The following is a 25,031-nucleotide window of genomic DNA, read 5'->3' as shown; positions in this document are numbered from 1 at the left end:
TTTGCTTACTTTTGCGCTTTTCAAAAGTGAGCCGCTGTAAGAGCGGAACCAATATCCGCCACACCCGCAGCAACGGATATGTACACCCTCCTCAAAAACTCACCCGTTCCACCCCCCACCCAACGCCACCACCAACCCCACACTGGCCTGCAACTCCCTTGTCTGCACCGCCTGCAACCCCCGCTGGGCCTGCAAGGCTGCGGTCTGCGCCGTCACCACATCCAGATAACTCACTGCTCCGGCCTGATAGCTGTTCATCGCCAAGGTCTGCGTGTGCTCGGCAGCATTCACCGCCGCCTGTTGGTCCAGCGCTTCCTGGCGCAAATCCCGCAGTTGCCCCAGGTTATCCTCCACCTCGCGCACCGCCCGCAGCACTTGCCCACGGTAATGGGCGGCAGCCTCTTCAAACTCGGCGTGGGCCTGGCGCTCATTGGCGCTCAGCCGCCCGCCATCAAAAATCGGCAGGTTCACCAACGGCCCCAGGGCCCAATAACGATTGCCCGCGGCCAGCAGGTTGCCCACGCCCTGGGTCTGGCCACCGAGCATGCCGGTCAGGCTGAAATCCGGATACCAGGCGGCGCGGGCGATACCGATGCCGGCATTGGCGGCATACACGCGGCGTTCAGCGGCGGCAATGTCCGGCCTTCGTTGCAGTAGGGTGCTGGGCAGTTGCTGGGGAATGCTCGGCAGGCTCAAGAGTTGCGCAGAGGGCGCCAGGTGGAATTGGCTGGCCGGCTCGCCCACCAGTTCGCCGATGGCGTGTTCGGTGAGGTTGCGCTGGGCGCGTACTTCGTCCAGTTCGGCTTCGGCGCTGGCCAGTTGGCTCTGGGCCCGGGTCAGGTCCAGTTCCGAGGCGATCTGCCCCTGGTAGCGGTCGCGGGTCAGTTGCAGGGCCTGGGCGTAATCCTCCAGGGAGTGGCTGAGGATGCGGCTCTGGGCGTCCAGGCCATTGAGTTGCACATACAGGCTCGCCAATTGTTTTTGCAGGCTCAGGCGCGCCGCTGCCAAGTCGTCACCGGAGGCTTGGGCCTGGGCGTCTCCGGCCGCCGCTTGATTGCGAATCCGCCCCCAGAGGTCGAGGTCCAAGCCCAGGGCAAAACCGGCGGTGTTGCTGTTGTATACCGAAGGCTGGGTGCTGCCGCGCAGCGGGCGGTTGTCCGACTGACGCTGGCGCAACGGTTGGGCGCTGGCGCTGATCTGCGGGAACAGCCCGGCCTGCAGCTGGCTGGCGTAGGCCTGGGCGCCGTCATAGTGAGCCAAGGCCGCGGCGAGGTCCGGGTTGGCCTGGAGCAGGCGCTGCTGCAGGTCGTTGAGACGCGGGTCCTGGTACAGCAGCCACCACTGTTCGGCAATGACCTGGGGCGTGGCGGCCGGGTGCCAGGGGCCGTCGGAGTTCTGTTCACGATACTGCGCCGGCAGGTCGATGGGCGGCACCTGGTAGTGGGGCGCCAGGGAGCAGCCGTGCAGGGCCAGCAACAGCAGGGCGGCGAGGGGCTTAAGCCTTGGGCGCATGTTCGCCTCCCGCGTCCGCCAGTTGCACCAGATCACCTTCGCGCAGGGCGTCCGGCGGGTTGTCGATGACCTGGTCGGTCGCTTGCAGGCCCTGGTCGATCACCAGCCGCTCGCCCAGGTCCAGGCCGATATGGATGCTGCGCAGGTGCACGTGGCGGGAACCGTCGATCACCGCCACCTGGGTGCCCTGGGCGCGGAAGATCAGGGCGCTGGCGGGGATGCTCACACCGTGGGTGTCGGCAGGGATGGCTAGTGTGGCTTCGGCATAGTCGCCGGGCATCAGCGCGCCGTCGGGGTTGGCGGCGACGAACTGCGCCAGCAGGGTGCCGGAGCGTGGGTCGATGGCGGTGGAGTCGCCCAGCAGTAGCGCGCTGAAGTGCTGGCCAGGGTGCTCGGGCACGGTCAGCTGCGCTTGCAGACCCGGGTGGATCACGCTGGCGTAGTTCTGCGGAATCGGCACGTAGAGCCGCAGTTTGTGGGTGTCCGCCAGGTCGAACAGCTCCGGGTCGCTGTCGTTGTCGGCCTTGATCAACTGGCCGATATCGGTGTGGCGGGCGGTGATGGTGCCGGCGAACGGCGCACGAATGGTCTTGTAGTCCTCCAGCGCCGAGAGCCGCGCATAGTCGGCGGCGGCCGCCTCGGCATTGGCTTTGGCGGCGGCTGCGTTGGAGGTCTTTTCATCGGCTTCCTGGCGCGATACCGAGTGGCTGGCCAAGAGGTTCTGCCAGCGCTCGGCGGTGGTCTGGGCCAGCCGGGCATTGGCTTGCTGCTGGGTCATCCGCGCCCGGGCCTGGGCCACTTGCTGGTCCAGGTCGGGGCTGTCGATATGGGCCAGTACCTGCCCGGCGGCCACGTGGGTGCCTATGTCCTGGGTCCAGTCCTTGAGGTAGCCGCTGACCCGGGCATGGATCGGCGCCTTGCTCCAGGCCTCCAGGTGCGCCGGCAGGCGCAGGGTGTCGCCCAGCACGTTGTGCTGCGGCTGGAACACCAGCACTTGCGGCACGGCAGCGGTTTCGGTCCAGGCAACGACGGCCCGTTCATGCCGGGTGCGCGCGGCCAGGCCGCTGGCCACCAGCAGAGCAGCCAGGCTCAGGCCGCCGATGCCCAGCAGCATCAGGCGTTTGCGCGAAGGGGTGTGATCAGGCGACATGGGTGTTTTCTCCAGCAACAGCGGATTGGGGACGGCGGCCGTGGACCAGGCTGAAGACCACGGGGACAAAGATCAGGGTGGCCACGGTGGCGAGGATCAGCCCGCCGATCACCGCGCGGCCCAGTGGGGCGTTCTGTTCCTGGGACAGGGCCAGGGGCAGCATGCCGATGATCATCGCCAGGGCGGTCATGCACACCGGGCGAAAGCGCGTGTAGCCGGCTTCCAGCGCGGCCTTGAGGGCATCGCCGTGTTCCGCCAGGCGCTCGCGGCAAAAACTCACCACCAGGATCGAGTTGGCGGTGGCCACCCCCATGCACAGGATGGCCCCGGTCAGCGCCGGCACCGACAGCGAGGTGCCACTCAAGTACAGCATCCACACGATCCCGGCCAGGGCTGCCGGCAGCGCGGTGATGATCACGAACGGATCGACCCAGGACTGGAAGTTGACCACGATCAGCAGGTAGATCAGTACCACCGCACCCAGCAGGCCCAGGCTCAGGCCGCTGAAGGCTTCGTGCAGGGCGTCGATCTGCCCGTGCAGGCTGACCGTGGAGCCCTTGGGCCGCAGGGCCGCAGCGTCGTCCAGAACCTTTTGCATGTCGTGGGCCACGGCGCCCAGGTCGCGGCCCTGCACGTTGGCGTACAGGTCCAGGGTCGGCTGGATGTTGTAGTGGCTGACCACCGCCGGGCTCTCGACCCGGGAGATGTCCGCCAGGCCGCCGAGGATCTGCGACTGGCCGTTGCTGCCGGTGACCGGCAGCGCCTCCAGGGCCGGCAGGCTGTCCAGGCGGTACTGCGGGGTAGCCGCGACGATGGAATAGGACACGCCGTTCTTCGGGTTGAGCCAGAAGGTCGGCGCCACCTGGGAGCTGCCGGCCAGCGACGCCACCATGCTGTTGGTCACGTCGCGCTCGGTGATGCCCAGGCCATTGGCCCGCAGGCGATCGACCTTGACCTGCAAGGACGGGTAGCCGGTGGACTGCTGGATGCGCAGGTCGGCAATGCCCGGCACATGTTGCAGGCGCCGCTGCAGTTGCAGGGCGAAGGCGCGGTTGGCCGCGGCGTCGGGCCCGGAGATTTTCACGTCCAGGGGGGCCGGGGCGCCGAAGTTGAGGATCTGGCTGCTGATGTCTGCCGGCAGGAAGGCGAACTGGCTGCCGGGGAAGCTTTCCGGCAAGGCTTCACGCAGCTGTTTCACATAGTCGGCGCTGGGGGTGTGGCCGGGTTTGAGGGTGACCTGGATATCACCGTCCTGGGGGCCGATGGTGCCGCTGTTGCTGTAGGCCATGTCGATGCCGCTCAAGGGGATGCCGATGTTGTCGATGATGCTGTCCAGTTGCTCGGCCGGGATCACCTCGCGAATCCGCGCTTCGATGCGGTCGAAGGCCGCCGCGCTTTCCTCGATCCGTGTGCCCAGGGGCAGCCGCACGTGCAGGGCCAGGGCCCCGGCGTCGGTGGCGGGGAAGAAGTCCTGGCCCAGGCTCGGCAGCAGGGCGAAGGAGGCCAGCACGCAGGCAAGAAAGCCGAGGATGAAGGTCTTGCGCCGGCCCAGGGCCAGGTGCAGCAGGCCGTGGTAGGTGTCGCGCACAGTGGAGAAACGCGCCTCGAAGCCCTGCTGGAGGGCCAATAGCCCGCGTACCAGGGCATTGCGCGGCTTGGCGTGCTGTTCGCCTTCGTGGTGGTTGATGAAGGCATCTTCCGGGTGGTGCCCGGGGCCGGCTTCCGGCGTGTGGGGCTTGAGCAGGTACATGGCCAGTGTGGGCACCAGGGTCCGCGAGAGGATGAACGAGCTGGCCATGGCGAAGATCACCGCCAGGGCCATGGGCCGGAACAGGTAGCCGGCGATGCCCTGCAGCAGGAACATCGGCACGAAGACGATGCAGATGCACAGCAGCGAGACGAAGGCCGGGCCGACGATCTGCCTGGCGCCGTCGAGGATGGCCTGCTTGACCGCCTTGCCCTGCTCCAGGTGCCAGTTGATGTTCTCGATGGTCACGGTGGCGTCGTCCACCAGGATCCCCACCGCCAGGGCCAGGCCGCCCAGGGTCATCACATTCAGGGTCTGGCCGCTGAGCGCCAGCAGGGCAATGGCCGAGAGCACCGCCAGGGGAATCGAGGCGGCGATGATCAGTGTGGAGCGCCAGCTGCCGAGGAACAGCAGGATCATCGCGCTGGTCAGCAGGGCGGCGATGATGCCTTCCTGGGCCACGCTGCCCACCGACTGCTTGACGAACACCGAGGCGTCCCCCAGCAGTGAGGTCTTCAGCGCTGGCGGCAGGGTCTCATTGATGCGCGGCAGCATCTGGCGGATGCCGTCGACGATCGACAGGGTGGAGATATTGCCGTTCTTCAGGGCCGGCATCAGCACCGCGCGGCGTCCGTCGACCCGCACGATGTTGGTCTGCGGCGGCGAGCCGTCGCGCACGTGGGCCACCTGGCCGATGGTGATCAGCGCGCCGTCCACGGTCTTGATCGGCAGGTCGTTGAGCTCCTCGATGGCGGTCGGGCTGTTGTTCAACAGCACCGTGTATTCATCGCTGCCCAGCTTGGCGGTGCCCACCGGGATGATCTGGTTCTGCGCCGCCAGGGCATTGCCCACGTCCTGGGCCGACAGGCCCTTGGCGGCCAGGGCTTGCGGGTCCAGGTCGAGGGTGATCTGGCGCTGCTTGCCGCCCATGGGGGTGGGCATGGCCAGGCCGGGCAGGGAGCTCAGGGGCAGGCGGATGTTGTTCTGCACCAGGTCGCGGATCTTCGCCTCCGACAGGGTCGGGCTGGAAAACGCCATCTGCAGGATCGGCACCGTCGAGGCGCTGTAGTTGAGGATCAGCGGTGGGGTGATGCCCGGCGGCATCTGCTTGAGCACGGTTTGTGACACCGCGGTCACCTGGGCGTTGGCCGTGCGGATATCGACCCCGGGCTGGAAGAAGATCTTGACGATGCCCATGCCCGGCAGCGACTGCGACTCGATGTGCTCGATGTCGTTGACCGTGGTGCTCAGGGAGCGCTCGTAGGTGTAGATCACCCGCCCGGCCATGGCGTCCGGCGACAGGCCGTTGTACTGCCAGACCACCGCCACCACCGGGATGCCGATATCCGGGAACACGTCGGTGGGGGTACGCAGGGCCGCCAGGGGCCCGATGATGCAGATGAATATCGCCAGCACGATGAACGTGTAGGGCTTGAGCAGTGCGGTCTTGACCAGCCCGAGCATGCCGAAAACCTCCGAGGGAGTGGGGTTGCAAACCTCGGCAGCCTGCAGCGACCCACCTAACACGCGGCTTTCAGCCAGGTGAAGGAAGTTTTAGGTAAGGCCTGTATTTCCTTTCATGTGGATTCATTTGTTCTCGCACCAGGGCCTCGACAAGCTTGGTGGCCATCGGCGCAGGGGATTTTTCCGGGCTTGCGCCGCACTCATGACTGTCATTTGCGAGGTTGCTTCCATGTCCCTCAAACCCTTGTTGCTGCTGCCGGGCCTGGGCCTGGTGTGCCTGCTTTCGGCCTGTGCCGGGCCGCTGCCCAAGGCCGATCCGCAGCAGGCCTGGATCGATCTTGCTCCGGAGTCGCCCAACGACTTGCTGGCCGACAGCGTCGATGGCAAGCGCCTGAACGATGGCCGCTACTTCCAGGTCAGCCCCGGCCAGCACCGCTTGCAGATGGCCTTGCTGCAAGGGGCCAACGGCAACTCGGCGCAACCCGAGTGCCTGGGGCGCTTGGACTATGCCGGGTTCCAGGCGGGGGGCCATTACCGACTGGTGGAGTCCAGCCAGGGCCAGGACGTCAGCGCCGGGCTGCTGGACGCCCAGGGCCGGCAGGTGGCCCAGAGCCGGCCGTTCAGTTGCCTGTAGGGCTTTTTTTTTCCATTGCCAAGGTAGATTTTCATGACACTCAAACCGCTGCTGCTGATACCCGTCCTGGGCCTCGCGTGCCTGCTCGGCGCTTGCGCCGGGCCCATGCCCCGGCCTGATCCCAGCGAGGCCTGGATCGGCCTGCAGGAAGAGGCGCCCAACGACCTGATGGCCGAACGGGTGGACGGGCAGAAGATCGACGATGGTCGCTATTTCCAGGTCAAGCCCGGTGCTCACCGCCTGGACGTGACCCTGTTTGAAGAGAACGTCGGCGACTCCAACCAGCAAGACTGCGACGGCCACATCAGCTACGGCGGCTTCAAGGCCGGGGAGCATTACACACTGGTGGAGTCGAGCCTGGGGAACGAGGTGTCGGCGCGCCTGTATGACGCCAAGGGCAAGCAGGTAGCCAGTACCCACGACTTCAATTGCATGCCCGGCTGACGGGGCTGTTTACCGCGCTCAAACAAGGACATTTCGCTCACCACAAAGAGACGGGCCTGACTTCAGGCCCATGACGAGCCACGGGATGATAGGGGCCTGTCTCCCAGCAAGCGGGCGTGCGTCATGAAGCAAGAGGCTGAAGCGGCGATCTCTTCCACCGAAGTGGCATTTGGCGAAGTGGCGCAAATGATCACCGCCGCGCGGCAGCGGGCAGTGCGCGCGGTGAATACTGAACTGGTGGAGCTGTATTGGCAGGTCGGGGCCTATATCAGCCGCAAGATCGAGGCGGCGGAGTGGGGTGATGGCGTGGTCCGGCAATTGGCTGATTACCTGGCGCGGCAGCAGCCGGGCCTGGGGGGTTTTACCCGGGCAAACCTGTTTCGCATGCGCCAGTTTTATGAGGCCTATCGTGCTGACGAGAAAGTCGCACCACTGGTGCGACAATTGTCCTGGAGCCACCATCTGGTGGTGATGGGACAGAGCAAAGGGCCCAGTGAACGTGAGTTCTACCTGCGCTTGGCGGTCCAGGAACAATGGTCACGCAGAGAACTGGAACGGCAGATCAAATCCGCCCTGTTCGAACGCACGCTGACCCGCCCGGCCAATGCCTCGGCAACCTTGAAGCAGGCCCGTCCCGAGGCCCTGAAGGTCTTCAAGGATGCCTACATGGTGGAGTTTCTGGGCCTGGCCCAGGGGCATGACGAAGCCGACCTGCACCAGGGGCTGCTGCGCCAACTCAAGGATTTCCTGATCGAGATGGGGCGCGACTTCTGCTTTGTCGCTTCAGGCTATCCCCTGCAGGTCGGCGGGCGCGATTTCGCCCTGGACCTGCTGCTGTTCCATCGCGGGTTGAATTGCCTGGTGGCCGTTGAACTCAAGGTCGGGCGCTTCGAGCCGGAGTACCTGGGCAAGCTGGACTTCTACCTGGAGGCCCTGGATCGCCAGGTGCGCAAGCCCCACGAGAACCCTGCCCTGGGCGTGTTGCTCTGTGCCAGCAAGGAGGACGAGGTGGTGGAATATGCCCTCAACCGTTCCCTGTCACCGGCGCTGATCGCCGAGTACCGGACCCAACTGCCGGACAAGCAACTGCTGCAGGCCAAGTTGCAGGAGTTCTATGCCCTGGACACCCAGGCGCGGTGAGTCGGGTGGCCATGGTGTCCGGGGCGCTGCACTGCCTTGGTGAGTCGAATGCCCAGCCTGGCGCCGACCTCTGGCTCATTCCGACTCGCTGCCGAACCAGTCGGCCAGGCGCGCGCTGGCTTGTTCCCGCACCTCGGCGTTGATGTGAGCGGCCACTGTCACCACTGAGCCGGTCAGTAGTCCAAGGTCATCGATGTACCCGGCCCCGGGGATCAGGTCGGGGGTGATGTCCAGCGGCAGCACGAAGTAACCCAGGGCGGCATAGATGGTGGTCTTGGCCCAGATCGGGGTTTGCGGTCGTTGCGCGGCGTAGTAGAGCCATAGGGCTTTCTGGATCAAGGCCCGGCCGATGCGCGAGGTATAGCGGCCGATCTTGCGCCAGAAACAGAGTTCAAGGGACTGGGCGGTGGACATGGCGCACTCCTGGGGGACATGGGTCCAGGTCATGGTCGCCACCCGAGCGCTGGACCGGCAGAGGCCAATATTTCCCCGGTCGTTCTCAGCGTAGGAGCCGGCTTGCCGGCGAAAGGGCCGGACCAGGCGCCGTGAATCTTGCGTCAGGTCAGGGGCGTCTGTGAGCACGCCTTCGCTGGCAAGCCAGCGCCTACGGGTGGTACGCACATGATGCTCTAGGAGCCGGCTTGCCGGCGAAAGGGCCGGACCAGGCGCCGTGAATCTTGCGTCAGGTCAGCGGCGCCTGTGAGCACGCCTTCGCTGGCAAGCCAGCTCCTACGGGGGGCGCACATGATGCTGTAGGAGCCGGCTTGCCGGCGAAAGGGCCGGATCAGGCACCGTGAATCTTACGTCAGGACAGCGGCGCCTGTGAGTACGCCTTCGCTGGCAAGCCAGCTCCTACGGGGGGCGTACACGATGCTGCAGGAGCCGGCTGGCGAAGGGGTCAAGGGGCAATCAGCCCCAGGGCGCCGCCGGCCAGCAGCAGGGCAGCGAGGATCCCGGTGATGGCGAACAGCTGTTGCAACCGCGGGCCGGCCAGGTGGCTGGCTACCTGGCGTCCCAGCACCAGCCCCAGGACCGCCCCCAGGGCAAAGGGCGCGCCCACCGCCCAGTGCATGATCCCGCTGAGGCTGGCGGTGACCACGCTGCCCAGGGAGACCAGGGCGATCACCGCCAGTGAGGTGGCGACGATGCTCTTGCTGTCCAGGTTGGTGTAGCGGCTCAGGGCCGGGATGATGACGAAGCCGCCACCCACCCCCAGCAGCCCGGAAAGCAGCCCCGAGAGCATTCCGGTGAAGGTCAGCGCCCGGGCGCAGGGCAGGGTCCAGCGCAGGCGGCCCTGGGCCGGGTTGAGCACGCAGGGCATGAAGGCCGGGCGCGGCGCCGGCTGGCCCTGTTTCAGTTCCAGGCTGGCCTTGCGCAGGATGCGCCCGCAGGCGTACAGCAGCACCAGGGAGAACAGCAGCGCCAGCGGCAGGTTGGGCAGGCGGTGGGCCAGCCACAGGCCCAGCGGCGCCATGAGGATGCCGATGCCGGCCACGAACCCCGCCGCGCGGTAGCGCACGATGCCCTGGCGCAAACCCAGCACCGCGCCGACGCTGGCTGCCAGGCCCACCGCCAGCAGGCCGATGGGCGCGGCCTCGACCATGCTCAGGCCCAGGCCGAAGACCAGGAGCGGCACGGCGAGGATGCCGCCACCGGCCCCGGTCAGGGCCAGGATCGCGCCAATGATCGCCCCCAGCCCGGCGCCCAGAAGACTGTGTTCGCTCATGCTTTCGGGGTGTCCGTGGCCAGGGTCGGGTGGGCCAGCCATTCGTGGCCCTTGAGCATGCCGCGCCAGTACAGCGGTGGCAGGATCCGTTCCTTCAGCCACCAGGCGCGACGGGTTGGCTGGCGCCCGTCCAGCAGCCAGCGCGGGAAACTCGGTGCCAGCTTGCCGCCATAGGTGAATTCGGCGAGGACGATCTTGCCCCGTTCCACGGTCAGCGGGCAGGAACCGTAGCCGTCGTATTCGGCCAGGCGGGTCAGGCGCTTGAGGGCCACCAGCACATTGTTGGCCACCACCGGTGCCTGTTTGCGCGCCGCGGCGGCGGTCTTGGCATTGCTGGTATTGGTGGCGTCCCCCAGGCCGTGGATGTTCACGTAGCGCTTGTGGCGCAGGCTGCCCGGGTCGACGTCGATCCAGCCGGCGGCGTCCGCCAGGGGGCTCTGGCGGATGAAGTCCGGGGCGCACTGGGGAGGCACCACGTGCAGCATATCGAAGGCCCGTTCCAATGTTTCCTGGCGGCCATCGGCCAGGGTGCGGACAAAGGTCGCGCGTTTGGCCGGGCCGTTCACCGCCACCAGGTTATGGCCGAAATCCAGTTCGATGCCGTACTTCTTCACGTATTCCATCAGCGCCGGCACGTAGTCGGCGACGCCGAACAGCACACCGCCGGCATTCAGGAAGCGCGGCTTGATCTGCCCCAGGCGGCCGTGGCGCAGCCAGTGGTCGCAGGACAGGTACATGGCCTTTTGTGGCGCTCCGGCGCACTTGATCGGCATCGGCGGCTGGCTGAACAGCGCCTCGCCCTGTTGCAGTTGCTGCACCAGTTGCCAGGTGTAGGGCGCCAGGTCGTAGCGGTAGTTGGAGGTCACGCCGTGGTTGCCCAGGGCCTGGGGCAGGCCGTCGATGGCGGCCCAGTCGAGCTTGAGCCCGGGGCAGACGATCAGTTGGTCATAGGCCAGCACCCGGCCGTCCTCCAGCACGAGGGCGTTGTGTTCCGGGTCGAAGCGGCTGACCGCGTCCTGGATCCACTTGACCCCCTGGGGCATCAGCTCGGCCATGGCGCGCTCGGTGGACTGGGCGCTGAATACTCCGGCGCCCACCAGGGTCCAGCCGGGTTGGTAATAGTGGTGCCGGGCAGGGTCGATGAGTGCCACGTCCAGGTGTGGATCGCGGGTCAAGAGGCTGGCAGCAACGGCGATGCCGGCGGCACCGCCACCGACGATCAGCACCTGGTGGCTGCCGTCGACAGTGGGCAGGGCCGGGTTGAAGGGGCGCATGGCAAGGTCTCCGTGTGGAGTAGGTAATAGTTATAGGGTGTTCAGGGGAATCTTCAGGTAGCTCACGCCGTTGTCCTCGGGCTCGGGGAAGTGCCCGCTGCGCATGTTGACCTGCACCGAAGGCAGGATCAGCACCGGCATGTCCAGGGTCGCGTCGCGGGCTTCGCGCATGGCCACGAAGCTGTCTTCGTCGACCCCCTGGTGAATGTGGATGTTGTTGGCGCGCTGCTCGGCGACGGTGGTCATGTACTGCAGCTCGCGGCCGTTGGGCAGGTAGTCGTGGCACATGAACAGCCGGGTGCTGGGGGGCAGGGCGAGGATCTTGCCGATCGAGCGGTACAGGGTCCGCGCGTCGGCCCCGGGGAAGTCGCAGCGGGCGGTGCCGTAGTCGGGCATGAACAGGGTGTCGCCGACAAAGGCCAGGGTTTCGTCGCCGACCTGTACCAGGTAGGTCATGCAGGCCGGGGTATGCCCCGGGGTGTGCATGGCCCGCGCGGTGAGGCCGCCGATGGCGAATTCGGCGCCGTCTTCGAGCAGCACGTCGAACTGGCTGCCGTCCCGGGCAAAGGCCGGGGCTTCGTTGAACAGCGCGCCGAAGGTCTTCTGCACCCGGGTGATCTGGTTGCCGATGGCCACCTGGGCCCCGAGCTGCGCCTTGAGGTAGGCGGCGGCCGACAGGTGGTCGGCATGCACATGGGTTTCCAGGATCCAGTCGACCCGGGCGTCCAGCTCTTTCACCCGGGCGATCAGGCGATCGGCGGACTCGGTGTGGGTGCGGCCGGATTTCGGGTCGTAGTCCAGCACGCTGTCGATCAATGCGCAGTGGCGGCTGGCCAGGTCCATCACCAGGTAGCTGATGGTCCAGGTATGGCTGTCGAAAAAGGCTTCTACACGCAGCGTGTCGCTGATGATCATGGGGCACTCCAGGCAATGAAGGTGAGGGCAGTCTGCGCTGACGCTCGTTTCTTGAAGTGTCAATAAGCGTGCCAACCCGAAACGGCGTCGTTTGGCGCCTGTTCATTGGTCTAGACGCTTTTTCAACCCCTTGGTGATGTGTTGTCGCCAGGACTGTCATCCGGGCTTGGCAGTCATTTGGCAGTTGCTGGCAGAAAATGGCAGTGATGGCGCCCATGCTTTAAGCTGCCGCCTCTGCCCCGGAGTTGCCCATGTCCCTGATTGCCACCGACCTAGTCCCGCCACCGATGTCCGCCCTGGTGTCCTACCTCGAACACGACCCGCAGCCCACCATAGTGCTGGACACCGACTACAACATCATCGCCGCCAACACCGCCTACCAGCGTCAGTTCGGCGTGGCCGGCAAGCCCCACGTGGGCGCCAAGTGCTACCGGGTGTCCCACCAGTTCGCCGTGCCCTGCGACCAGGCCGGCGAGCATTGCCCGATGCGCAAGGCCCATGACAGCCGCGTACCGGAACGCATGCTGCACATCCACCACACGCCCCGGGGGCCGGAGCATGTGGACGTGGAGCTGCGGCCGATCATTGGCCAAGACGGCACGGTGGTGGCCTATGTCGAGCGCCTGAGTTCGGTGGCCGTGGCCTCGGTACAACCCCAGCAGAAGGGCCTGGTGGGGCGCTCGCCGGCCTTCAACGAAGCCTTGAGCGCCTTGCAGCGGGCGGCGCCGGCGCCGATCCCGGTATTGCTCCAGGGTGAATCCGGCACCGGCAAGGAGCTGTTCGCCCGTGCCCTGCACGACGGCAGCCCCCGGGCCAGCGGGCCGCTGGTGGTGGTGGACTGCACCGGGCTTACCGAAAGCCTGCTGGAAAGCGAATTGTTCGGTTATGAAAAGGGCGCCTTCACCGGTGCCCTGCAGCGCAAGATCGGCCTGGCCGAAGCCGCCCATGGCGGCACCCTGTTTCTCGACGAGATCGGCGAAGTGCCCCTGGCCATGCAGGTCAAACTGCTGCGCCTGATCGAGTCCGGCAGCTTTCGCCCGGTGGGCAGCCTGCGCACCGTGCACTCGGATTTCCGCCTGGTGGCGGCGACCCACAAGCCGCTCAAGGAAATGGTCGCCGCCGGCACCTTCCGCCAGGACCTGTACTACCGCATCAGCGCCTTCCCGATCCGCCTGCCGGCCTTGCGCGAACGCAGCGACGACCTGCCACTGCTGATCGACAGCCTGCTGCGCCGGCTTGACCCCGGGGTAGTGCCGCGGGTCGATCCCCAGGCCCTGGCCCAACTGAGCCTGTACACCTACCCGGGCAATATCCGCGAGCTGCGCAACATCCTCGAGCGGGCGCGGCTGTTCAGCGACGACGGGGTGATCCGCCTGGCGGACCTGCCGCCGGAGCTGCGCAGCACGCCGGCACCAGCGCCGCCGGGCCGCCGCCGCGGCAACAAGGACCTGGAGCAACTGGCCCATGCCCTGGAGGTGTTCGAGGGTTCGCGCAGTGAGCTGGCCAGGGCCCTGGGCCTGAGCGAGCGGACCCTGTACCGGCGGCTCAAGGCCCTGGGTCTGTAGCGGCGGGCGAGGGTGGCAGGGCCACCTCAATCTTGGGCGGGGTGGTTCTGGAGGGGCAGGTCGCAGGCCATCACCCACATGCCGATCTGTTCCAGGTCGGTGCTGAACGGCACCTCGTCGACCTGCCGCAGGCCGGCGCTTTCATAGAAGCGCCGGGCGCCGCTGTTGCTCTTGAGCACGTCCAGCCACAGGCAGGGCTCACCGGCAGCGCTGGCCCGTTGCAGCACATGCTCCAGCAACCGGCGGCCATAGCCCTTGCCGGCCTCGGACTTGAGCAGGTAGATCTTCTGCAGTTCGGCCCCGCGCCGGGCTCCATCGGGCAGTGGCCGGTTCCAGTTGAGCTTGGCAAAACCGATGGGCTGCTGCTGCGGATCCAGGGCCAGCAGCCACAGGTGCAGGTGCTTGTCGGCCAGGGACTGTTCCAGGGGGGCGGGGGCAAAGTCCTGGGCCAGGAACTGCTGCATGCCTTCGGTGCTCCAGATCGCGGCGAAGTGCTCGCGGTAGGTGGCGCAGCCAATGGCCTGGAGGGTGTCGATGTCGCGGCTGTCGGCTTCACGGATGGTGATCATGCGTCATTCCTCGAGGGGCGGCTGGCCGGTGTCGCCGGGCTGGCGGCTGGCCCGCAATCCGGACGGGGCAGCTTACTCCGTTGCCCAAAGGGGCTCCAGCGTTCGGGCCGGGGCACGATGGCGGCGCGCCGTGGTCGTAGTTGCAGCCCCCTTTTTACCGGCGTGCGGGATGTTTGGCGCAGCGTCGGGTTCTTCCGGAGATGCCATGAGCCAGGCCGTACTTGCCACCGAAACCAACCGCCGCCAATTGCAGCAGATCATCTCCGGCCTGTCCGACGGGGTGATCCTGATCGAGACCGACAAGGCCCGGGCCCTGCTCTGGGCCAATGAAGCGGCCCTGGCCATGCACGGCGTCAGCACGGTCGAGCAGTTGGGCGGCAATCTGCGCGAATACGCCCGGCGCTATGCCTTGCGCTACCGCAACAACCATCCACTGGGCCTGGACAGCTACCCCATCAACCGGGTGGCTGCCGGAGAAACCTTCAGCGACGTGGTGGTGGAGGTCCAGGCCGAGATCGACGGCGAACCCCGGCACTGGGTGCACCGGGTGCGCAGCATGATCCTCGAGGACCGCAATGGCGCGCCGGAGTCCCTGGTGCTGATCCTCAGTGACGCCACCGACTGGGCCAGCGCCGAGCAGCGCTTCGAGAAGACCTTCAACGCCAACCCGGCGCCGGCGGTGATCTGCCGCCTGGGGGATTTGCGCTACATCAAGGTCAACCAGGGCTTCCTGGAGATGACCGGCTATGCCCGGGACCAGGTGATCGGCCGTTCGGTGTACGAGCTGGACGTGCTGGAAGACGCCGAGCACAAGGAACTGGCCGTCGAACGCCTGGGGCAGGGCGCGACCATCCCGCAGATGCAGGCCGAGCTGCGTCTGCCCGAGGGCGGCAGCAAGCTGGTGATCGTCGCCGGCCAGCCGCTGGACATCAACGACGAGGACTGCATGCTGTTTTCCTTCATGGACCTGGAGCCGCGGCGCAAGGCCGAGATCGCCCTGCGCCAGAGCGAGGAGCGTTTCGCCAAGTCGTTCCGCCTGACCCCGGTGCCGACCCTGGTGTGCAGCGCCGAGCAGCAGATCGTCGATGTCAACGAAGCCTTTCTCGACACCTGCGGCTACAGCAGCGAAGAGCTGCTGGGCAAGACCGTGCAGGACATCGGTTTTATCGCCGAGCCCCAGGCCGCCGAGCAGTTGTTCGGCCGCTTGGAGAAAAGCGGCAACGTCATGGGCCTGGACCTCAAGGTGCGCAAGAAGGGCGCCGAGCAGGTGGACTGCGTGGCCTACGCCGATACCGTGCTGATCCAGGATAGCCCCTGCTACCTGCTGGTGCTGATGGACATCAGCGAGCGCAAGCGCTCGGAGCTGGAGCTGGTGGGCGCCATCGAGGAGGTGATGCGTGATGCCTCCTGGTTCAGCCAGACCCTGATCGAAAAGCTCGCCAATGTGCGCAACACCCGCAGCGCGCAAGCCCCGGCGGTAACCTCTGCCGAGCTCACCACCCGCGAGCGCGAGGTCCTGGGGCTGATCTACCAGGGGCTGGCGGACAAGGAAATTGCCGCGCAACTGCAGTTGGCCCCCAACACCGTGCGCAATCACGTGGCCACCCTGTACTCCAAGCTCGATGTGCACAGCCGTGGCGAGGCCATTGTCTGGGCCCGGGAGCGCGGGCTGTTTGCCGGCAGTGCCGGCTGACCCGGTGCAAATGCACCAGTGCAACCAGTGCAAATGCGCCTTTTGCCTAGGGGCGGGCCTTTCTATCCTGTGATTCTGCGCAGGGCTCTGTATCGGGCCTCTGCCATTCATGAACCGCAGTAGAAGGAGCGCCAGCATGGCTAGCGAACAGATCAAGGGCACAGTGGGCAAGGTGGCCGGCAAGGCCGAGGCCGTGGTGGGTGAGTGGCTGGATGATGAGCAACTGCAAGCCCGCGGCATGGCCCGGGAAGCCGCCGGGCAATTGCAGGAAAAGTACGGCCAGGCCCTGGACCAGGGCGCTCGCTGGGTACGGGACAAACCGCTGTTGAGCGTGGCCCTGCTGGCCGGCGTCGGCCTGTTGGCGGGCCTGCTGCTGCGGCGCCGCTGAAATGCCGGCGGCCATCACCCTGGCGCAGTTGCGCGCTTGTATCGAGCAGCACCTGGCGCCCCTGGCCTGCAGCTTCAGCAACGCCGGTGACGGCACCCTGACCCTGCGGGTGTTCGAGCCGGCCAGCGGCCGGGTCGACCTGGTGGTGACCGGGCTCAGCGCCCGGGCGCTGCAGAGCGAGGCCGATGTGCAGAAGATCATCGACGAACTGCTCTATGAGCTGGGCAGCAACTCCCTGGGCCAGCTCGATCTGGCGCCCTGAACCCAGCCTTGCACCGGGGCCGGTCGATGGCGACAGCCCACGGCCTGAACTATAAGCAAAGGGTCGACGGTCGGGTTCCCGGCCGTCATCTCCAGCCTTTTGCAGGTGCCCGGGCATGCCTTCAACCCTGTTGCCGCGCCGTATTTTCCTGATCACCTCGCTTTTCTGGATGGGCCCATGAACGCCCGGGCCCAGGGCTTGCCCCGGCGCCTGGAAAACATCGTGCTGGTGGCGGATCTGGCGGGCACTGCGGTGTTTGCCGTGGAGGGTGCGATCAGCGCCATGCGCGCCCAACTGGACCTGCTGGGGGTGATGGTGATCGCCTTTATCGTTGCCCTTGGCGGAGGGGTGACCCGTGACCTGCTGATTGGCGCCACGCCGCCCAAGGCCGTGGCCGACTGGCGGTACCCGGCGCTGGCGCTGCTGATGGGCGGGCTGGCCTTCGTGGCACGGGACTGGGTGCTGGGGTGGTCCGGGCCGCTGCTGATTCTGCTGGACGCCGCGGGGTTGGGGCTGTTTGCCGTGGCGGGCACGCAGAAGGCGCAGAACTTCGGCATCTCGCCCTTTGTCTCGATGCTCATGGGTACGGTGACCGGGGTGGGGGGCGGGGTGATTCGCGACATTGTCCTGGCCCGCATTCCCCTGGTGCTGCAGGTCGACCTGTATGCCAGCTCGGCCTTTGTCGGCGCGGCCAGCCTGGTCATCGCCCGGCGCCTGGGCGTGCCGCCTTTATGGTCGGCCTGGCTGGCGGGCACCGTCTGTTTCGCCCTGCGCATGCTCTCGGTGCGCTACGGCTGGCAACTGCCCAAGGCCTTGTAGCCGCTGCCGCAGGCTGTGAACGGCTTGGGCGGCATTGCGACGCAGAAGACACCGGGAGCGTGAGAGCGCGGAAGGTTTGGCGCAAGATCGTCAAGCAAGGCCCTGCGTACCGAACGCGGCCCGGCCTTTCGCAGCTTCGCAGGCTCAGCAGCGGCTACAGGATCACAGGGTCACAGGCACCGGATCACAGGGGCGTGGAGGCCGGGCTCAATTGTCGGCAATCAGGCTCGGCCGGCAGTCCAGGCTCAGGCGCGCGCCGCCGCGTTCGCTGCTGCCCACCTCAAGCTTGAAACCGTGCAGGCTGACAATCGCCGCGACGATCGACAGGCCAAGGCCAAACCCGCCCTGGGCATTGTTTTCATCCACCCGGTAAAAGCGCCGGAACACCGCCGCCCGTTCCGCTGCGGGTATTCCGGGGCCTGAGTCGAGCACTTCCAGGCGCGGGCTGCCGTCGTCGTCGATCCCCCGCAGGATCACTTCGCCCCCCGGTGGGGTGAACTTGATGGAGTTGCTCAGCAGGTTGGCCAGGGCCTCGAACAACAGGGCGCGGTCACCGGTGAGGCTGGGCAGGCTCGCCGGTACATCCAGCACCAGGGTCAACTGGCCTTCCTCGGCCAGGGGCAGGTAGAAGTCATAGAGCTCGTGCAGCAGGGGCAGGGGGTCGAGCACCAGGAAGCCCGAGCGCCGCTGCTGGTCCTCCAGTTCGGAAATCCGCAGCAACCCGCGAAAGCGTGCCATCAGGGTGTCGGCCTCGGCCAGCAACTGGTCCATCTGCAGGGCCTGGGGCGAGCCTTCCTCGGCCTGTTGCTGCAGGCGATAGAGCTGGGCCCGCAGGCGGGTCAGCGGGGTGCGCAGGTCGTGGGCGATGTTGTCGCACACGCCCTTGACCTCATGCATCAGCCGTTCGATGCGTTCGAGCATGGCGTTGACGATGGCCGCCAGCATGTCCAACTCGTCGCGCCGGTCCGACAGTGGCAGGCGCCGGGTCAGGTCGCCGGCGACTATGGCTTCGGCGCTGGCCTGGATCTGGCGGATGCGCCGCAAGGGCCGGCGGCGCAGCAGGTGCCAGCCGGCGGCGCCGGGAATGATGGTCAGGGAAATGCCCCAGAGCAGGGCGTGGAGAATGATCCGGGTCACCGCGAACAGCGAGCCGTTGTCGCGCACCAGCACCAGCCAGCGGCCATCCCGGGTGTGGGTGGCCACGGCGTCGCAGCTGTCGCGGGGCAGGCTCGGGTCGTCGGAGTCGATGCAGTTCTTCAGTTCGTGGATCTTGCCGTCCAGGGGCAGGTCGTCGGGTATCTGCCGGATCGGCCCGCTCAGGGGCCGGCGCTGCTCATCGAACAGGCCGTAGGCGTCGATGGCCCGCATGTCGAAAGTCATGCTGGTGGTCAGGGCTTCCACCAGCTGGTCGCCCTCGAAGCGCGCGAACAGGTGCTGGCGCTGCATCAGCGAGTGCTTGGCCAGGCTGTCCAGGTAGGTGGAGACCTCGTAGTACAGCACCCCCATGAGGATGCAGCTCCAGGCCACGAACAGCGTGCTGTAGAGCGCCAGCAGGCGGCTGCTGGAGGAACGCCAGCCTTTAGAGGGGTTCAGCAATGACATAACCCGAGCCTCGCACGGTGCGGATCAACGGGGTCATGCCGGGCGGGTCGATCTTCTTGCGCAGGCGGCCGATGTGCACGTCGATCAAATTGGTCCCGGGGTCGAAGTGATAGCCCCAGACCTCCTCGAAGATCATCATCCGCGAGAGGATCTGCCCGGTGTTGCGCATGAGGAATTCCAGCAGCTTGTATTCGGTGGGCAGCAGGCTCAGCAACTGGTCGGCGCGGGTTGCCTCGCGGCTGATCAGGTTCAGTTCCAGGTCCGCCACCCGCAGGCTGGTGTCGAAATCCTTGACCGTGTTCTTGCGCCGCAGCAGCACTTCGACCCGGGCCGCCATCTCGTCGGAGGCGAAGGGCTTGGTCAGGTAGTCGTCGCCCCCGGCCCGCAGGCCGCGCACCCGTTCATCGACGTCGGAGAGGGCGCTGATCATCAGGATCGGTGTCGACACACCGATGGTGCGCAGGGTGGTGACAATGGCCAGGCCGTCCAGTTCCGGCAGCATGCGGTCCAGGGTGATCAGGTCGTAGTCGCCGCTCACGGCGCGCACCAGGCCCTCACGGCCATTGTCCACCCAATCCACGTCGAGGCCGTGGCTGCTCAGTTCGGCGACGATTTCCCGGGCGGTCACGGCGTCGTCTTCGATGGTCAGAATGCGGGTCATAGGCGTTACCTGTTTGGCGGTTCGTGACACAGGCGGGCATTTTGCCAAGAAACGGCGGCCGCAATTCTAAAAAAACTTTCATCTGCGCCTCCAGGACTCTGTCCAGACCTTGAACAAGCCCCTGCCAGAGGCCGCGCTGCCTGATATTATCGCGCCACTTTTATGGCCAGGAGGCACATCCATGACGGGCCTGCCCCGGGTTGGCTGGAAGCCATTGTCCTTTTTCTGCCTGATGGTGCTGTGCAGCAGCGCGGTGCTGGCGGCCAACCAGCCCTGTTCCGGGCGCAAGGGCGGCATCGCCCGTTGCGACGGCGAGCTGTTCCTGTGCAACGACGGCTCCATCAGCGCGTCGAAAAAGAACTGCGCCCTGATGTCCGGCCAGCGCTCCACTACCCCCCGGGCCGAGCCCCTGCTGCGCGACGCCCAGGGATGCAGCTGTGGCAGCGGCAGTTTCTGCACCGGGCCCCGGGGCGGGGTGTACTGCCTGACCCCCAGTGGCAACAAGAGCTACAAGCGGCATTGAAAACCCGATTGACCTTCTGTGTATCAAGGTGTTGTGCAATGAACTACGCATCACGTTTCAAAGGCCTGCTGTGGCTGCTGGTGGCCAGCCTGCTGTTGAGCCTCGCCGTGGATCTGGCGCTGCGCCTGCCGGGTTACCTGGAAGCCTATGCTGCCGACCCTCGCTATGCGCGCTGGATGTTGGCGTATCGCGGCCTGGACGTCCTGGTCATCGCCCTGATGGCGGTGGCCGTGCCGGGAATCATGCGGCTGCTGGATTTTCGTCGTTCGGCCTGGCTGGCATTGCCGCTCTTTACCTTGTGGGGGCAGGGTATCGGGCAATTGGCCCTGGTGGGCAACCTGCTGCTGGCCCTGTGGATCCTGGTACTGGTGGTGCACCTGTGCTGGACCCGCGGCCGGGAGCTCTACCGGAGCCGGCAGGCCTGAGCACCGGGCGGGCCGTGCAGAACGCCCGCCCGAAAACTCCCGGGCCGGTAAATTGCACGATCCGGGATTGTCTGCTTATCGCAAGTCATTGAAATAAAAGCGCTTATAAAGTTCGTGCAACTGGCACGGTGGCTGCACTTGTCCCTTCGAGACGTGTAACACCATTTTTCATGCCTGGAGCTGAACAACAATGAACAGACCCTCTGAACACCTGCTGGCCACCGCAGATGCCTCGAGTCATCACTCGGGCGTGTCCTGGGCGGCGATCTTTGCTGGCGCCGCGGCGGCCGCCGCTCTTTCGCTGATCCTCCTGTTGCTGGGCTTCGGCCTGGGCTTTTCCGCGGTTTCGCCCTGGGCCGGCAGCGGCATCAGCGCCAAGGGCCTGGGCATTTCCAGCATTGTCTGGCTGGCCGTGACGCAGATCATCGCTGCCGGCCTGGGCGGTTACATCGCCGGGCGCCTGCGGGTGAAGTGGGCCAACCTGCATGGCGATGAAGTGTATTTCCGCGACACCGCCCATGGCTTCCTGGCCTGGGCCGTGGCCACCCTGGTCACCGCGACTTTGGTGGTGGGGTCGGTCAGCAGCGTCATCAGCGGCGGCGTGCATGCCGGCGCCCAGGTGGCTTCCGGCGCCGCCGGTGCCATGACCCAGGTGGCCGGCCATGCTGCCGCCCAGGGTTCCCAGGATGACTACGGCTACTTCGTCGACAGCCTGTTCCGCGACGATCGCCCGGCGGCGGTCAGCGATGACGCGGCCCGTGGCACGGTATCGCGGATCTTCGTGCGCACCCTGAGCAACGACGGCCAGTTGGCCCCTGAGGACCGCAGCTACCTGGCGCAATTGGTGGCCCAGCGTACCAACCTCAGCCAGGCCGATGCCGAGCGTCGGGTCGATGAAGTCTTCGCCAAGACCCGCCAGGCCGTGGAAGAAGCCAAGCAGGCCGCCAAGGAAGCTGCCGACACCGCAGCCAAGGTGGCTGCCTGGTCGTCGCTGTGGATGTTTATCGCGCTGCTGTGCGGGGCCTTCTTCGCCAGCCTCGCGGCGACCTTTGGCGGTCGTCGTCGGGACGCCGTGGTCTGGCTTGAAAGCGATGTCCAGCCGCGCACCGTAGCCCCCACCCCCGTTCACTGATCCAGGAGATTTCCCATGCGCTCATTACTCTTGTGGTTCCTCGGTGTGCCGATCCCGGTGATTATCCTGATCGCCCTGTTCATGCACTGATTCAAGCTATAAAGCCCGGCCCGGACGGGCCCGGGCCTTCCCGAACGCCGCTGCCGGCCATTGCCGCCAGCGGCGTTTTTGTGCGCGGTATCGCAGTTTTGCAAGGGCTGGCCACCGTCGGGTGCGAGGCAGCCGTTTGCTTGGCCCAGATCAATATCCGTGTCCGACAAACCGACTAGATTGGCCCGCGCTCGGTTCTGACAAACAGCTTGGGACCGGGACGTTGCCCGGTCCCGACCGCAGCAGCATGGACGGCGGGACGCCGGCAACCCCATTCATTTTTCACGGATGAACCCACAATGCGTCAGATAGACCGCAACTTCGATATTCAGCCGCTGCAGCATGCGGACATGACCATCAGCCTCAATGGCCAGCCAGTCACTGCCGCCCTGGGTGAAACCGTCCTCAGCGTGATCCAGGCCACCGGCCTGCGCCAGGTGGCGCGCAACGATCACGGGCAACTGGTCGGCGCCTACTGCGGCATGGGCGTATGCCATTGCTGCCTGGTGCAGATCGACGGCCGGCACAAGCGCCGAGCCTGCCAGACCCTGGTCAAACCGGGGATGCAGGTGCAGACCCTGAGCAACCGCATCACTGAAACGGAGCCCACGTTATGAGCCTGAACCCGGTGATCGTCGGCGGTGGGCCGGCGGGCATGGCGGCCGCCATCGAACTGGCCGAGCACGGCGTGCGCAGCACCCTGATCGAAGAGGCCTCGCGCCTGGGGGGCGTGGTCTACCGCGGGCCGCTGCGCGACGGCGTGCAGTTGGATTACCTGGGGCCGCGCTACTGCGAAATGCTGGCCAAGCTGCACGGCGATTTCGCCGACCACGAACAGATGATCGACGTGCGCCTCAACAGCCGGGTAGTGGGCGCCGAGGGCACCCAGAGCCTGGTGCTGCTCGATGGCGACGAGCAGGTGCAGCAGGTCAGCTACGAGCAGTTGATACTGGCCGCCGGCTGCCATGAGCGCAGTGTGCCGTTCCCCGGCTGGACCCTGCCCGGGGTCAAGCTGCTGGGTGGCCTGCAATTGCAGATCAAGAGCGGGGTGGTCAAGCCCCAGAGCCCGGTGGTGATCGCCGGTACCGGCCCCTTGCTGCCCCTGGTGGCGTGCCAGCTGCATGCTTCCGGCGTGCGCGTGGCGGGGGTCTACGAGGCTTGTGCCCTGGGCAAGATCGCCAAGCAGAGCCTGGCCATGCTCAACAAGCCGCAACTGTTTCTCGACGGCCTGAGCATGCTCGCCTACCTCAAGCTGCACGGCATTGCCCTGCGCTATGGCTGGGGCGTGGTCGAAGCCCAGGGCCAGGACGCCCTGAGCGTGGTCACCGTGGCGCCGTACTCCAGCGACTGGCAGCCGGACATGGCCAAGGCCCAGCGCATTGCTGCCCAGACCCTGGCGGTGGGCTACGGCTTCATCCCGCGCACCCAGTTGAGCCAGCAGATGGGCCTGGAACACAACTTCAGCGACGACGGCTACCTGCGCGCCAGCGCCAACGCCTGGCAGCAGAGCAGCGAGCCCCACGTGCACCTGGCCGGCGACATGGGCGGCATCCGCGGCGGCGAGGCGGCCATGCTCAGCGGGCGTATCGCCGCGCTGTCGATCCTCATGCAGCGTGGCGTACTGAGCAACGAAGCGGCCCTGCAACGGCGCCAGGGTTACGAGCGCAAGCTGGCCTCGATCCTGCGTTTTCGTGGTGCGGTGGACCGCTATACCGCGCGTGGCGCCGGGCAGGTAGAGCTGCCCAAGGGCGACACCGTGATCTGCCGTTGCGAACACACCACCCGCAACGACATCGAGCGTGCCCTGAGCCAGGGCGTGCAGGACATGGCCAGCCTGAAAATGCGCACCCGGGTGAGCATGGGCGACTGCCAGGGGCGGATGTGCGTGGGCTATTGCAGCGACCGCCTGCGCCAGGCCACCGGGCGCAAGGACGTGGGCTGGATCCGCCCGCGCTTCCCCCTGGACCCGATTCCGTTTTCCGCGTTCCCGCCGTCTGACCAGGAGGTCTCCCAGCATGATTAAGCATTACGACGTGGTCATTGCCGGTGGCGGCGTGATCGGCGCTTCCTGCGCCTACCAGTTGTCCAAGCGCAAGGACCTGAAGGTGGCGCTGATCGACGCCAAGCGCCCGGGCAACGCCAGCCGCGCTTCGGCCGGCGGCCTGTGGGCCATCGGCGAGTCGGTTGGGCTGGGCTGCGGGGTGATCTTCTTTCGCATGATGTCGGCCAACCGCAAGCGCGAGGCCCAGGGTTCGGCGGTGGTGGTGGATTCCAGCACTCCGCACATCCTGCCGCAGTCGTTCTTCGACTTCGCCCTGCAGTCCAACGAGTTGTACCCGCGCCTGCACCGCGAGCTGATGGGCCTGCACAACATGGATTTCAAGTTCGAGCAGACCGGGCTCAAGTTCGTCATCTATGACGAGGAAGACCGGCTGTACGCCGAGCACATCGTCGGCTGCATCCCGCACCTGAGCGACCAGGTACGCTGGCTCGACCAGGCGGCCCTGCGCGCCTCGGAACCCAATGTCAGCCATGAAGCCCAGGGCGCCCTGGAGTTCCTCTGCGACCACCAGGTCAACCCGTTCCGCCTCACCGACGCCTACACCGAAGGCGCACGCCAGAACGGCGTGGATGTGTACTTCAACACCAACGTCACCGGGGTCCTGCACCAGGGCAATCGGGTCAGCGGGGTGAAGACCGACGTTGCCGGGTTGTTCCGCTGCACGACCCTGATCAACGCCGCCGGCGCCTGGGCCGCCGAGCTGAGCCTGCAGGCCACCGGCATCGAGATTCCGGTGAAGCCGGTGAAGGGCCAGATCCTTCTCACCGAGCGCATGCCCAAGCTGCTCAACGGCTGCCTGACCACCAGCGACTGCTACATGGCGCAGAAGGACAACGGCGAGATCCTGATCGGCAGTACCACCGAGGACAAGGGCTTCGACGTCACCACCACCTACCCGGAGATCAACGGCCTGGTGCAGGGCGCAGTGCGCTGCGTACCGGAGCTGGCCCATGTCAACCTCAAGCGCTGCTGGGCGGGGTTGCGCCCGGGTTCGCCGGATGAGCTGCCGATCCTCGGGCCGATGGATGGGGTCGAAGGCTACCTCAATGCCTGCGGGCACTTCCGCACCGGCATCCTGACCTCGGCCATCACCGGCGTGTTGCTGGACAAACTGGTGAACGACGAAGCCCTGCCGCTGGACATCACCCCCTTCCTGGCCCGGCGCTTCGCCACTGCCGCCGTGAAGAAACAGCCCGAACCGGCCTGACCGCTCTGTAGGCGCTGGCTTGCCAGC

24 protein-coding genes are annotated in these 25,031 nt (G+C 66.4%); 14 read left to right on the top strand and 10 right to left on the bottom strand.

All coding sequences use genetic code 11. The features are described from left to right. Positions 1 to 99: 99 nt before the first annotated feature. From AC1RCO_RS25680 to AC1RCO_RS25670, 3 genes are read right to left on the bottom strand one after another with little or no spacing between them, the layout of a single operon-like run. Entirely contained in the window at positions 100 to 1,512 is a 1,413-nt protein-coding gene (locus tag AC1RCO_RS25680) for an efflux transporter outer membrane subunit (protein ID WP_492618159.1), read from the bottom strand. Beyond that, positions 1,496 to 2,662, bottom strand: a complete 1,167-nt coding sequence (locus tag AC1RCO_RS25675) for an efflux RND transporter periplasmic adaptor subunit (RefSeq protein ID WP_492618158.1) — start codon at positions 2,660 to 2,662, stop codon at positions 1,496 to 1,498. Before AC1RCO_RS25675 ends, AC1RCO_RS25680 begins: the two co-directional genes overlap by 17 nt. Beyond that, positions 2,652 to 5,873: an efflux RND transporter permease subunit gene (locus AC1RCO_RS25670; RefSeq protein ID WP_492618157.1), complete on the bottom strand. Its 3,222-nt coding sequence runs from the start codon at positions 5,871 to 5,873 to the stop codon at positions 2,652 to 2,654. The genes AC1RCO_RS25675 and AC1RCO_RS25670 overlap by 11 nt, the downstream gene beginning before the upstream one ends. A gap of 229 nt (positions 5,874 to 6,102) precedes the next feature. On the opposite strand from AC1RCO_RS25670, the gene AC1RCO_RS25665 reads away from it, so the two are divergent. From AC1RCO_RS25665 to AC1RCO_RS25655, 3 genes are all read left to right on the top strand, one after another. Then, positions 6,103 to 6,507: a PA0061/PA0062 family lipoprotein gene (locus AC1RCO_RS25665; protein ID WP_492618156.1), complete on the top strand. Its 405-nt coding sequence runs from the start codon at positions 6,103 to 6,105 to the stop codon at positions 6,505 to 6,507. Positions 6,508 to 6,540: 33 nt separating this feature from the next. Further along, on the top strand, positions 6,541 to 6,951 hold the full coding sequence (locus tag AC1RCO_RS25660) for a PA0061/PA0062 family lipoprotein (RefSeq protein WP_015635291.1): 411 nt from the start codon (positions 6,541 to 6,543) through the stop codon (positions 6,949 to 6,951). 123 nt (positions 6,952 to 7,074) lie between these two features. After that, a complete protein-coding gene (locus AC1RCO_RS25655) occupies positions 7,075 to 8,091 on the top strand; it encodes a PDDEXK nuclease domain-containing protein (RefSeq protein WP_492618155.1) in 1,017 nt (338 codons plus the stop codon). A gap of 75 nt (positions 8,092 to 8,166) precedes the next feature. Here AC1RCO_RS25655 and AC1RCO_RS25650 read toward each other — a convergent pair whose 3' ends face one another. From AC1RCO_RS25650 to AC1RCO_RS25635, 4 genes are all read right to left on the bottom strand, one after another. After that, positions 8,167 to 8,538, bottom strand: a complete 372-nt coding sequence (locus AC1RCO_RS25650) for a YkvA family protein (protein ID WP_492618154.1) — start codon at positions 8,536 to 8,538, stop codon at positions 8,167 to 8,169. 451 nt (positions 8,539 to 8,989) lie between these two features. Next, positions 8,990 to 9,817 carry a sulfite exporter TauE/SafE family protein gene (locus tag AC1RCO_RS25645; protein ID WP_011060859.1) on the bottom strand — a complete coding sequence of 276 codons (828 nt, stop codon included), beginning with the start codon at positions 9,815 to 9,817 and terminating at the stop codon, positions 8,990 to 8,992. Continuing rightward, a complete protein-coding gene (locus tag AC1RCO_RS25640) occupies positions 9,814 to 11,091 on the bottom strand; it encodes an NAD(P)/FAD-dependent oxidoreductase (protein WP_015635295.1) in 1,278 nt (425 codons plus the stop codon). The genes AC1RCO_RS25645 and AC1RCO_RS25640 overlap by 4 nt, the downstream gene beginning before the upstream one ends. A 30-nt stretch (positions 11,092 to 11,121) precedes the next feature. Then, a complete protein-coding gene (locus AC1RCO_RS25635) occupies positions 11,122 to 12,006 on the bottom strand; it encodes an MBL fold metallo-hydrolase (RefSeq protein ID WP_011060861.1) in 885 nt (294 codons plus the stop codon). Positions 12,007 to 12,257: 251 nt separating this feature from the next. Here AC1RCO_RS25635 and AC1RCO_RS25630 point away from each other — a divergent pair, with 251 nt between their 5' ends. Next, complete coding sequence (locus AC1RCO_RS25630; protein WP_019094278.1) at positions 12,258 to 13,571, top strand: sigma-54 interaction domain-containing protein; 1,314 nt, start codon at positions 12,258 to 12,260, stop codon at positions 13,569 to 13,571. Positions 13,572 to 13,597: 26 nt separating this feature from the next. On the opposite strand, the gene AC1RCO_RS25625 is transcribed toward AC1RCO_RS25630, so the two are convergent. Then, positions 13,598 to 14,140 (bottom strand): GNAT family N-acetyltransferase, encoded by a 543-nt coding sequence (locus tag AC1RCO_RS25625; RefSeq protein WP_053151015.1) that lies wholly within the window; start codon positions 14,138 to 14,140, stop codon positions 13,598 to 13,600. Between the two features lie 205 nt (positions 14,141 to 14,345). Here AC1RCO_RS25625 and AC1RCO_RS25620 point away from each other — a divergent pair, with 205 nt between their 5' ends. From AC1RCO_RS25620 to AC1RCO_RS25605, 4 genes are all read left to right on the top strand, one after another. Continuing rightward, positions 14,346 to 15,833, top strand: coding sequence for a PAS domain S-box protein (locus AC1RCO_RS25620; protein ID WP_492618153.1), 1,488 nt, complete (start codon positions 14,346 to 14,348; stop codon positions 15,831 to 15,833). Between the two features lie 136 nt (positions 15,834 to 15,969). Continuing rightward, the gene (locus AC1RCO_RS25615; protein WP_011060865.1) at positions 15,970 to 16,221 is read left to right on the top strand and encodes a CsbD family protein; all 252 of its coding nucleotides are present in this window, start codon (positions 15,970 to 15,972) and stop codon (positions 16,219 to 16,221) included. 1 nt (position 16,222) lies between these two features. After that, positions 16,223 to 16,483 (top strand): DUF1652 domain-containing protein, encoded by a 261-nt coding sequence (locus AC1RCO_RS25610; RefSeq protein ID WP_011060866.1) that lies wholly within the window; start codon positions 16,223 to 16,225, stop codon positions 16,481 to 16,483. Between the two features lie 177 nt (positions 16,484 to 16,660). Continuing rightward, positions 16,661 to 17,302: a trimeric intracellular cation channel family protein gene (locus AC1RCO_RS25605; RefSeq protein ID WP_015635302.1), complete on the top strand. Its 642-nt coding sequence runs from the start codon at positions 16,661 to 16,663 to the stop codon at positions 17,300 to 17,302. A 207-nt stretch (positions 17,303 to 17,509) separates the two neighbouring features. Here the strand turns inward: AC1RCO_RS25605 and AC1RCO_RS25600 are convergent, their stop codons facing one another. Together AC1RCO_RS25600 and AC1RCO_RS25595 are read right to left on the bottom strand one after the other, a co-directional pair. Beyond that, entirely contained in the window at positions 17,510 to 18,904 is a 1,395-nt protein-coding gene (locus AC1RCO_RS25600) for a sensor histidine kinase (RefSeq protein ID WP_011060868.1), read from the bottom strand. Continuing rightward, a complete protein-coding gene (locus tag AC1RCO_RS25595; RefSeq protein WP_011060869.1) occupies positions 18,882 to 19,565 on the bottom strand; it encodes a response regulator transcription factor in 684 nt (227 codons plus the stop codon). Before AC1RCO_RS25595 ends, AC1RCO_RS25600 begins: the two co-directional genes overlap by 23 nt. 181 nt (positions 19,566 to 19,746) lie before the next feature. On the opposite strand from AC1RCO_RS25595, the gene AC1RCO_RS25590 reads away from it, so the two are divergent. The 6 genes from AC1RCO_RS25590 (at position 19,747) to hcnC (ending at position 25,004) form a co-directional block, all read left to right on the top strand. Further along, positions 19,747 to 20,088, top strand: a complete 342-nt coding sequence (locus AC1RCO_RS25590; protein ID WP_011060870.1) for a YdcA family protein — start codon at positions 19,747 to 19,749, stop codon at positions 20,086 to 20,088. 38 nt (positions 20,089 to 20,126) lie between these two features. Further along, positions 20,127 to 20,513, top strand: coding sequence for a hypothetical protein (locus AC1RCO_RS25585; protein ID WP_072442213.1), 387 nt, complete (start codon positions 20,127 to 20,129; stop codon positions 20,511 to 20,513). Positions 20,514 to 20,703: 190 nt separating this feature from the next. Continuing rightward, a complete protein-coding gene (locus AC1RCO_RS25580) occupies positions 20,704 to 21,645 on the top strand; it encodes a membrane protein (protein ID WP_011060872.1) in 942 nt (313 codons plus the stop codon). Between the two features lie 389 nt (positions 21,646 to 22,034). After that, entirely contained in the window at positions 22,035 to 22,352 is a 318-nt protein-coding gene (gene hcnA / locus AC1RCO_RS25575) for a cyanide-forming glycine dehydrogenase subunit HcnA (protein ID WP_011060873.1), read from the top strand. Then, positions 22,349 to 23,758, top strand: coding sequence for a cyanide-forming glycine dehydrogenase subunit HcnB (gene hcnB / locus AC1RCO_RS25570; protein ID WP_103291111.1), 1,410 nt, complete (start codon positions 22,349 to 22,351; stop codon positions 23,756 to 23,758). Before hcnA ends, hcnB begins: the two co-directional genes overlap by 4 nt. Further along, positions 23,751 to 25,004, top strand: a complete 1,254-nt coding sequence (gene hcnC / locus AC1RCO_RS25565) for a cyanide-forming glycine dehydrogenase subunit HcnC (protein ID WP_145713903.1) — start codon at positions 23,751 to 23,753, stop codon at positions 25,002 to 25,004. Before hcnB ends, hcnC begins: the two co-directional genes overlap by 8 nt. The last annotated feature ends 27 nt before the right edge of the window (positions 25,005 to 25,031 follow it).

The organism is Pseudomonas sp. GW823-FHT03E05 (assembly GCF_058796855.1).
This window is presented reverse-complemented; position numbering and strand designations above follow the sequence as displayed.

What these genes read in the sequence shown, in the direction of transcription:
- AC1RCO_RS25680 (WP_492618159.1), bottom strand. Translation starts at nt 1,512, where the DNA reads ATGCGCCCAAGGCTTAAGCCCCTCGCCGCCCTGCTGTTGCTGGCCCTG.
- AC1RCO_RS25675 (WP_492618158.1), bottom strand. Translation starts at nt 2,662, where the DNA reads ATGTCGCCTGATCACACCCCTTCGCGCAAACGCCTGATGCTGCTGGGC.
- AC1RCO_RS25670 (WP_492618157.1), bottom strand. Translation starts at nt 5,873, where the DNA reads ATGCTCGGGCTGGTCAAGACCGCACTGCTCAAGCCCTACACGTTCATC.
- AC1RCO_RS25665 (WP_492618156.1), top strand. Translation starts at nt 6,103, where the DNA reads ATGTCCCTCAAACCCTTGTTGCTGCTGCCGGGCCTGGGCCTGGTGTGC.
- AC1RCO_RS25660 (WP_015635291.1), top strand. Translation starts at nt 6,541, where the DNA reads ATGACACTCAAACCGCTGCTGCTGATACCCGTCCTGGGCCTCGCGTGC.
- AC1RCO_RS25655 (WP_492618155.1), top strand. Translation starts at nt 7,075, where the DNA reads ATGAAGCAAGAGGCTGAAGCGGCGATCTCTTCCACCGAAGTGGCATTT.
- AC1RCO_RS25650 (WP_492618154.1), bottom strand. Translation starts at nt 8,538, where the DNA reads ATGACCTGGACCCATGTCCCCCAGGAGTGCGCCATGTCCACCGCCCAG.
- AC1RCO_RS25645 (WP_011060859.1), bottom strand. Translation starts at nt 9,817, where the DNA reads ATGAGCGAACACAGTCTTCTGGGCGCCGGGCTGGGGGCGATCATTGGC.
- AC1RCO_RS25640 (WP_015635295.1), bottom strand. Translation starts at nt 11,091, where the DNA reads ATGCGCCCCTTCAACCCGGCCCTGCCCACTGTCGACGGCAGCCACCAG.
- AC1RCO_RS25635 (WP_011060861.1), bottom strand. Translation starts at nt 12,006, where the DNA reads ATGATCATCAGCGACACGCTGCGTGTAGAAGCCTTTTTCGACAGCCAT.
- AC1RCO_RS25630 (WP_019094278.1), top strand. Translation starts at nt 12,258, where the DNA reads ATGTCCCTGATTGCCACCGACCTAGTCCCGCCACCGATGTCCGCCCTG.
- AC1RCO_RS25625 (WP_053151015.1), bottom strand. Translation starts at nt 14,140, where the DNA reads ATGATCACCATCCGTGAAGCCGACAGCCGCGACATCGACACCCTCCAG.
- AC1RCO_RS25620 (WP_492618153.1), top strand. Translation starts at nt 14,346, where the DNA reads ATGAGCCAGGCCGTACTTGCCACCGAAACCAACCGCCGCCAATTGCAG.
- AC1RCO_RS25615 (WP_011060865.1), top strand. Translation starts at nt 15,970, where the DNA reads ATGGCTAGCGAACAGATCAAGGGCACAGTGGGCAAGGTGGCCGGCAAG.
- AC1RCO_RS25610 (WP_011060866.1), top strand. Translation starts at nt 16,223, where the DNA reads ATGCCGGCGGCCATCACCCTGGCGCAGTTGCGCGCTTGTATCGAGCAG.
- AC1RCO_RS25605 (WP_015635302.1), top strand. Translation starts at nt 16,661, where the DNA reads ATGAACGCCCGGGCCCAGGGCTTGCCCCGGCGCCTGGAAAACATCGTG.
- AC1RCO_RS25600 (WP_011060868.1), bottom strand. Translation starts at nt 18,904, where the DNA reads ATGTCATTGCTGAACCCCTCTAAAGGCTGGCGTTCCTCCAGCAGCCGC.
- AC1RCO_RS25595 (WP_011060869.1), bottom strand. Translation starts at nt 19,565, where the DNA reads ATGACCCGCATTCTGACCATCGAAGACGACGCCGTGACCGCCCGGGAA.
- AC1RCO_RS25590 (WP_011060870.1), top strand. Translation starts at nt 19,747, where the DNA reads ATGACGGGCCTGCCCCGGGTTGGCTGGAAGCCATTGTCCTTTTTCTGC.
- AC1RCO_RS25585 (WP_072442213.1), top strand. Translation starts at nt 20,127, where the DNA reads ATGAACTACGCATCACGTTTCAAAGGCCTGCTGTGGCTGCTGGTGGCC.
- AC1RCO_RS25580 (WP_011060872.1), top strand. Translation starts at nt 20,704, where the DNA reads ATGAACAGACCCTCTGAACACCTGCTGGCCACCGCAGATGCCTCGAGT.
- hcnA (WP_011060873.1), top strand. Translation starts at nt 22,035, where the DNA reads ATGCGTCAGATAGACCGCAACTTCGATATTCAGCCGCTGCAGCATGCG.
- hcnB (WP_103291111.1), top strand. Translation starts at nt 22,349, where the DNA reads ATGAGCCTGAACCCGGTGATCGTCGGCGGTGGGCCGGCGGGCATGGCG.
- hcnC (WP_145713903.1), top strand. Translation starts at nt 23,751, where the DNA reads ATGATTAAGCATTACGACGTGGTCATTGCCGGTGGCGGCGTGATCGGC.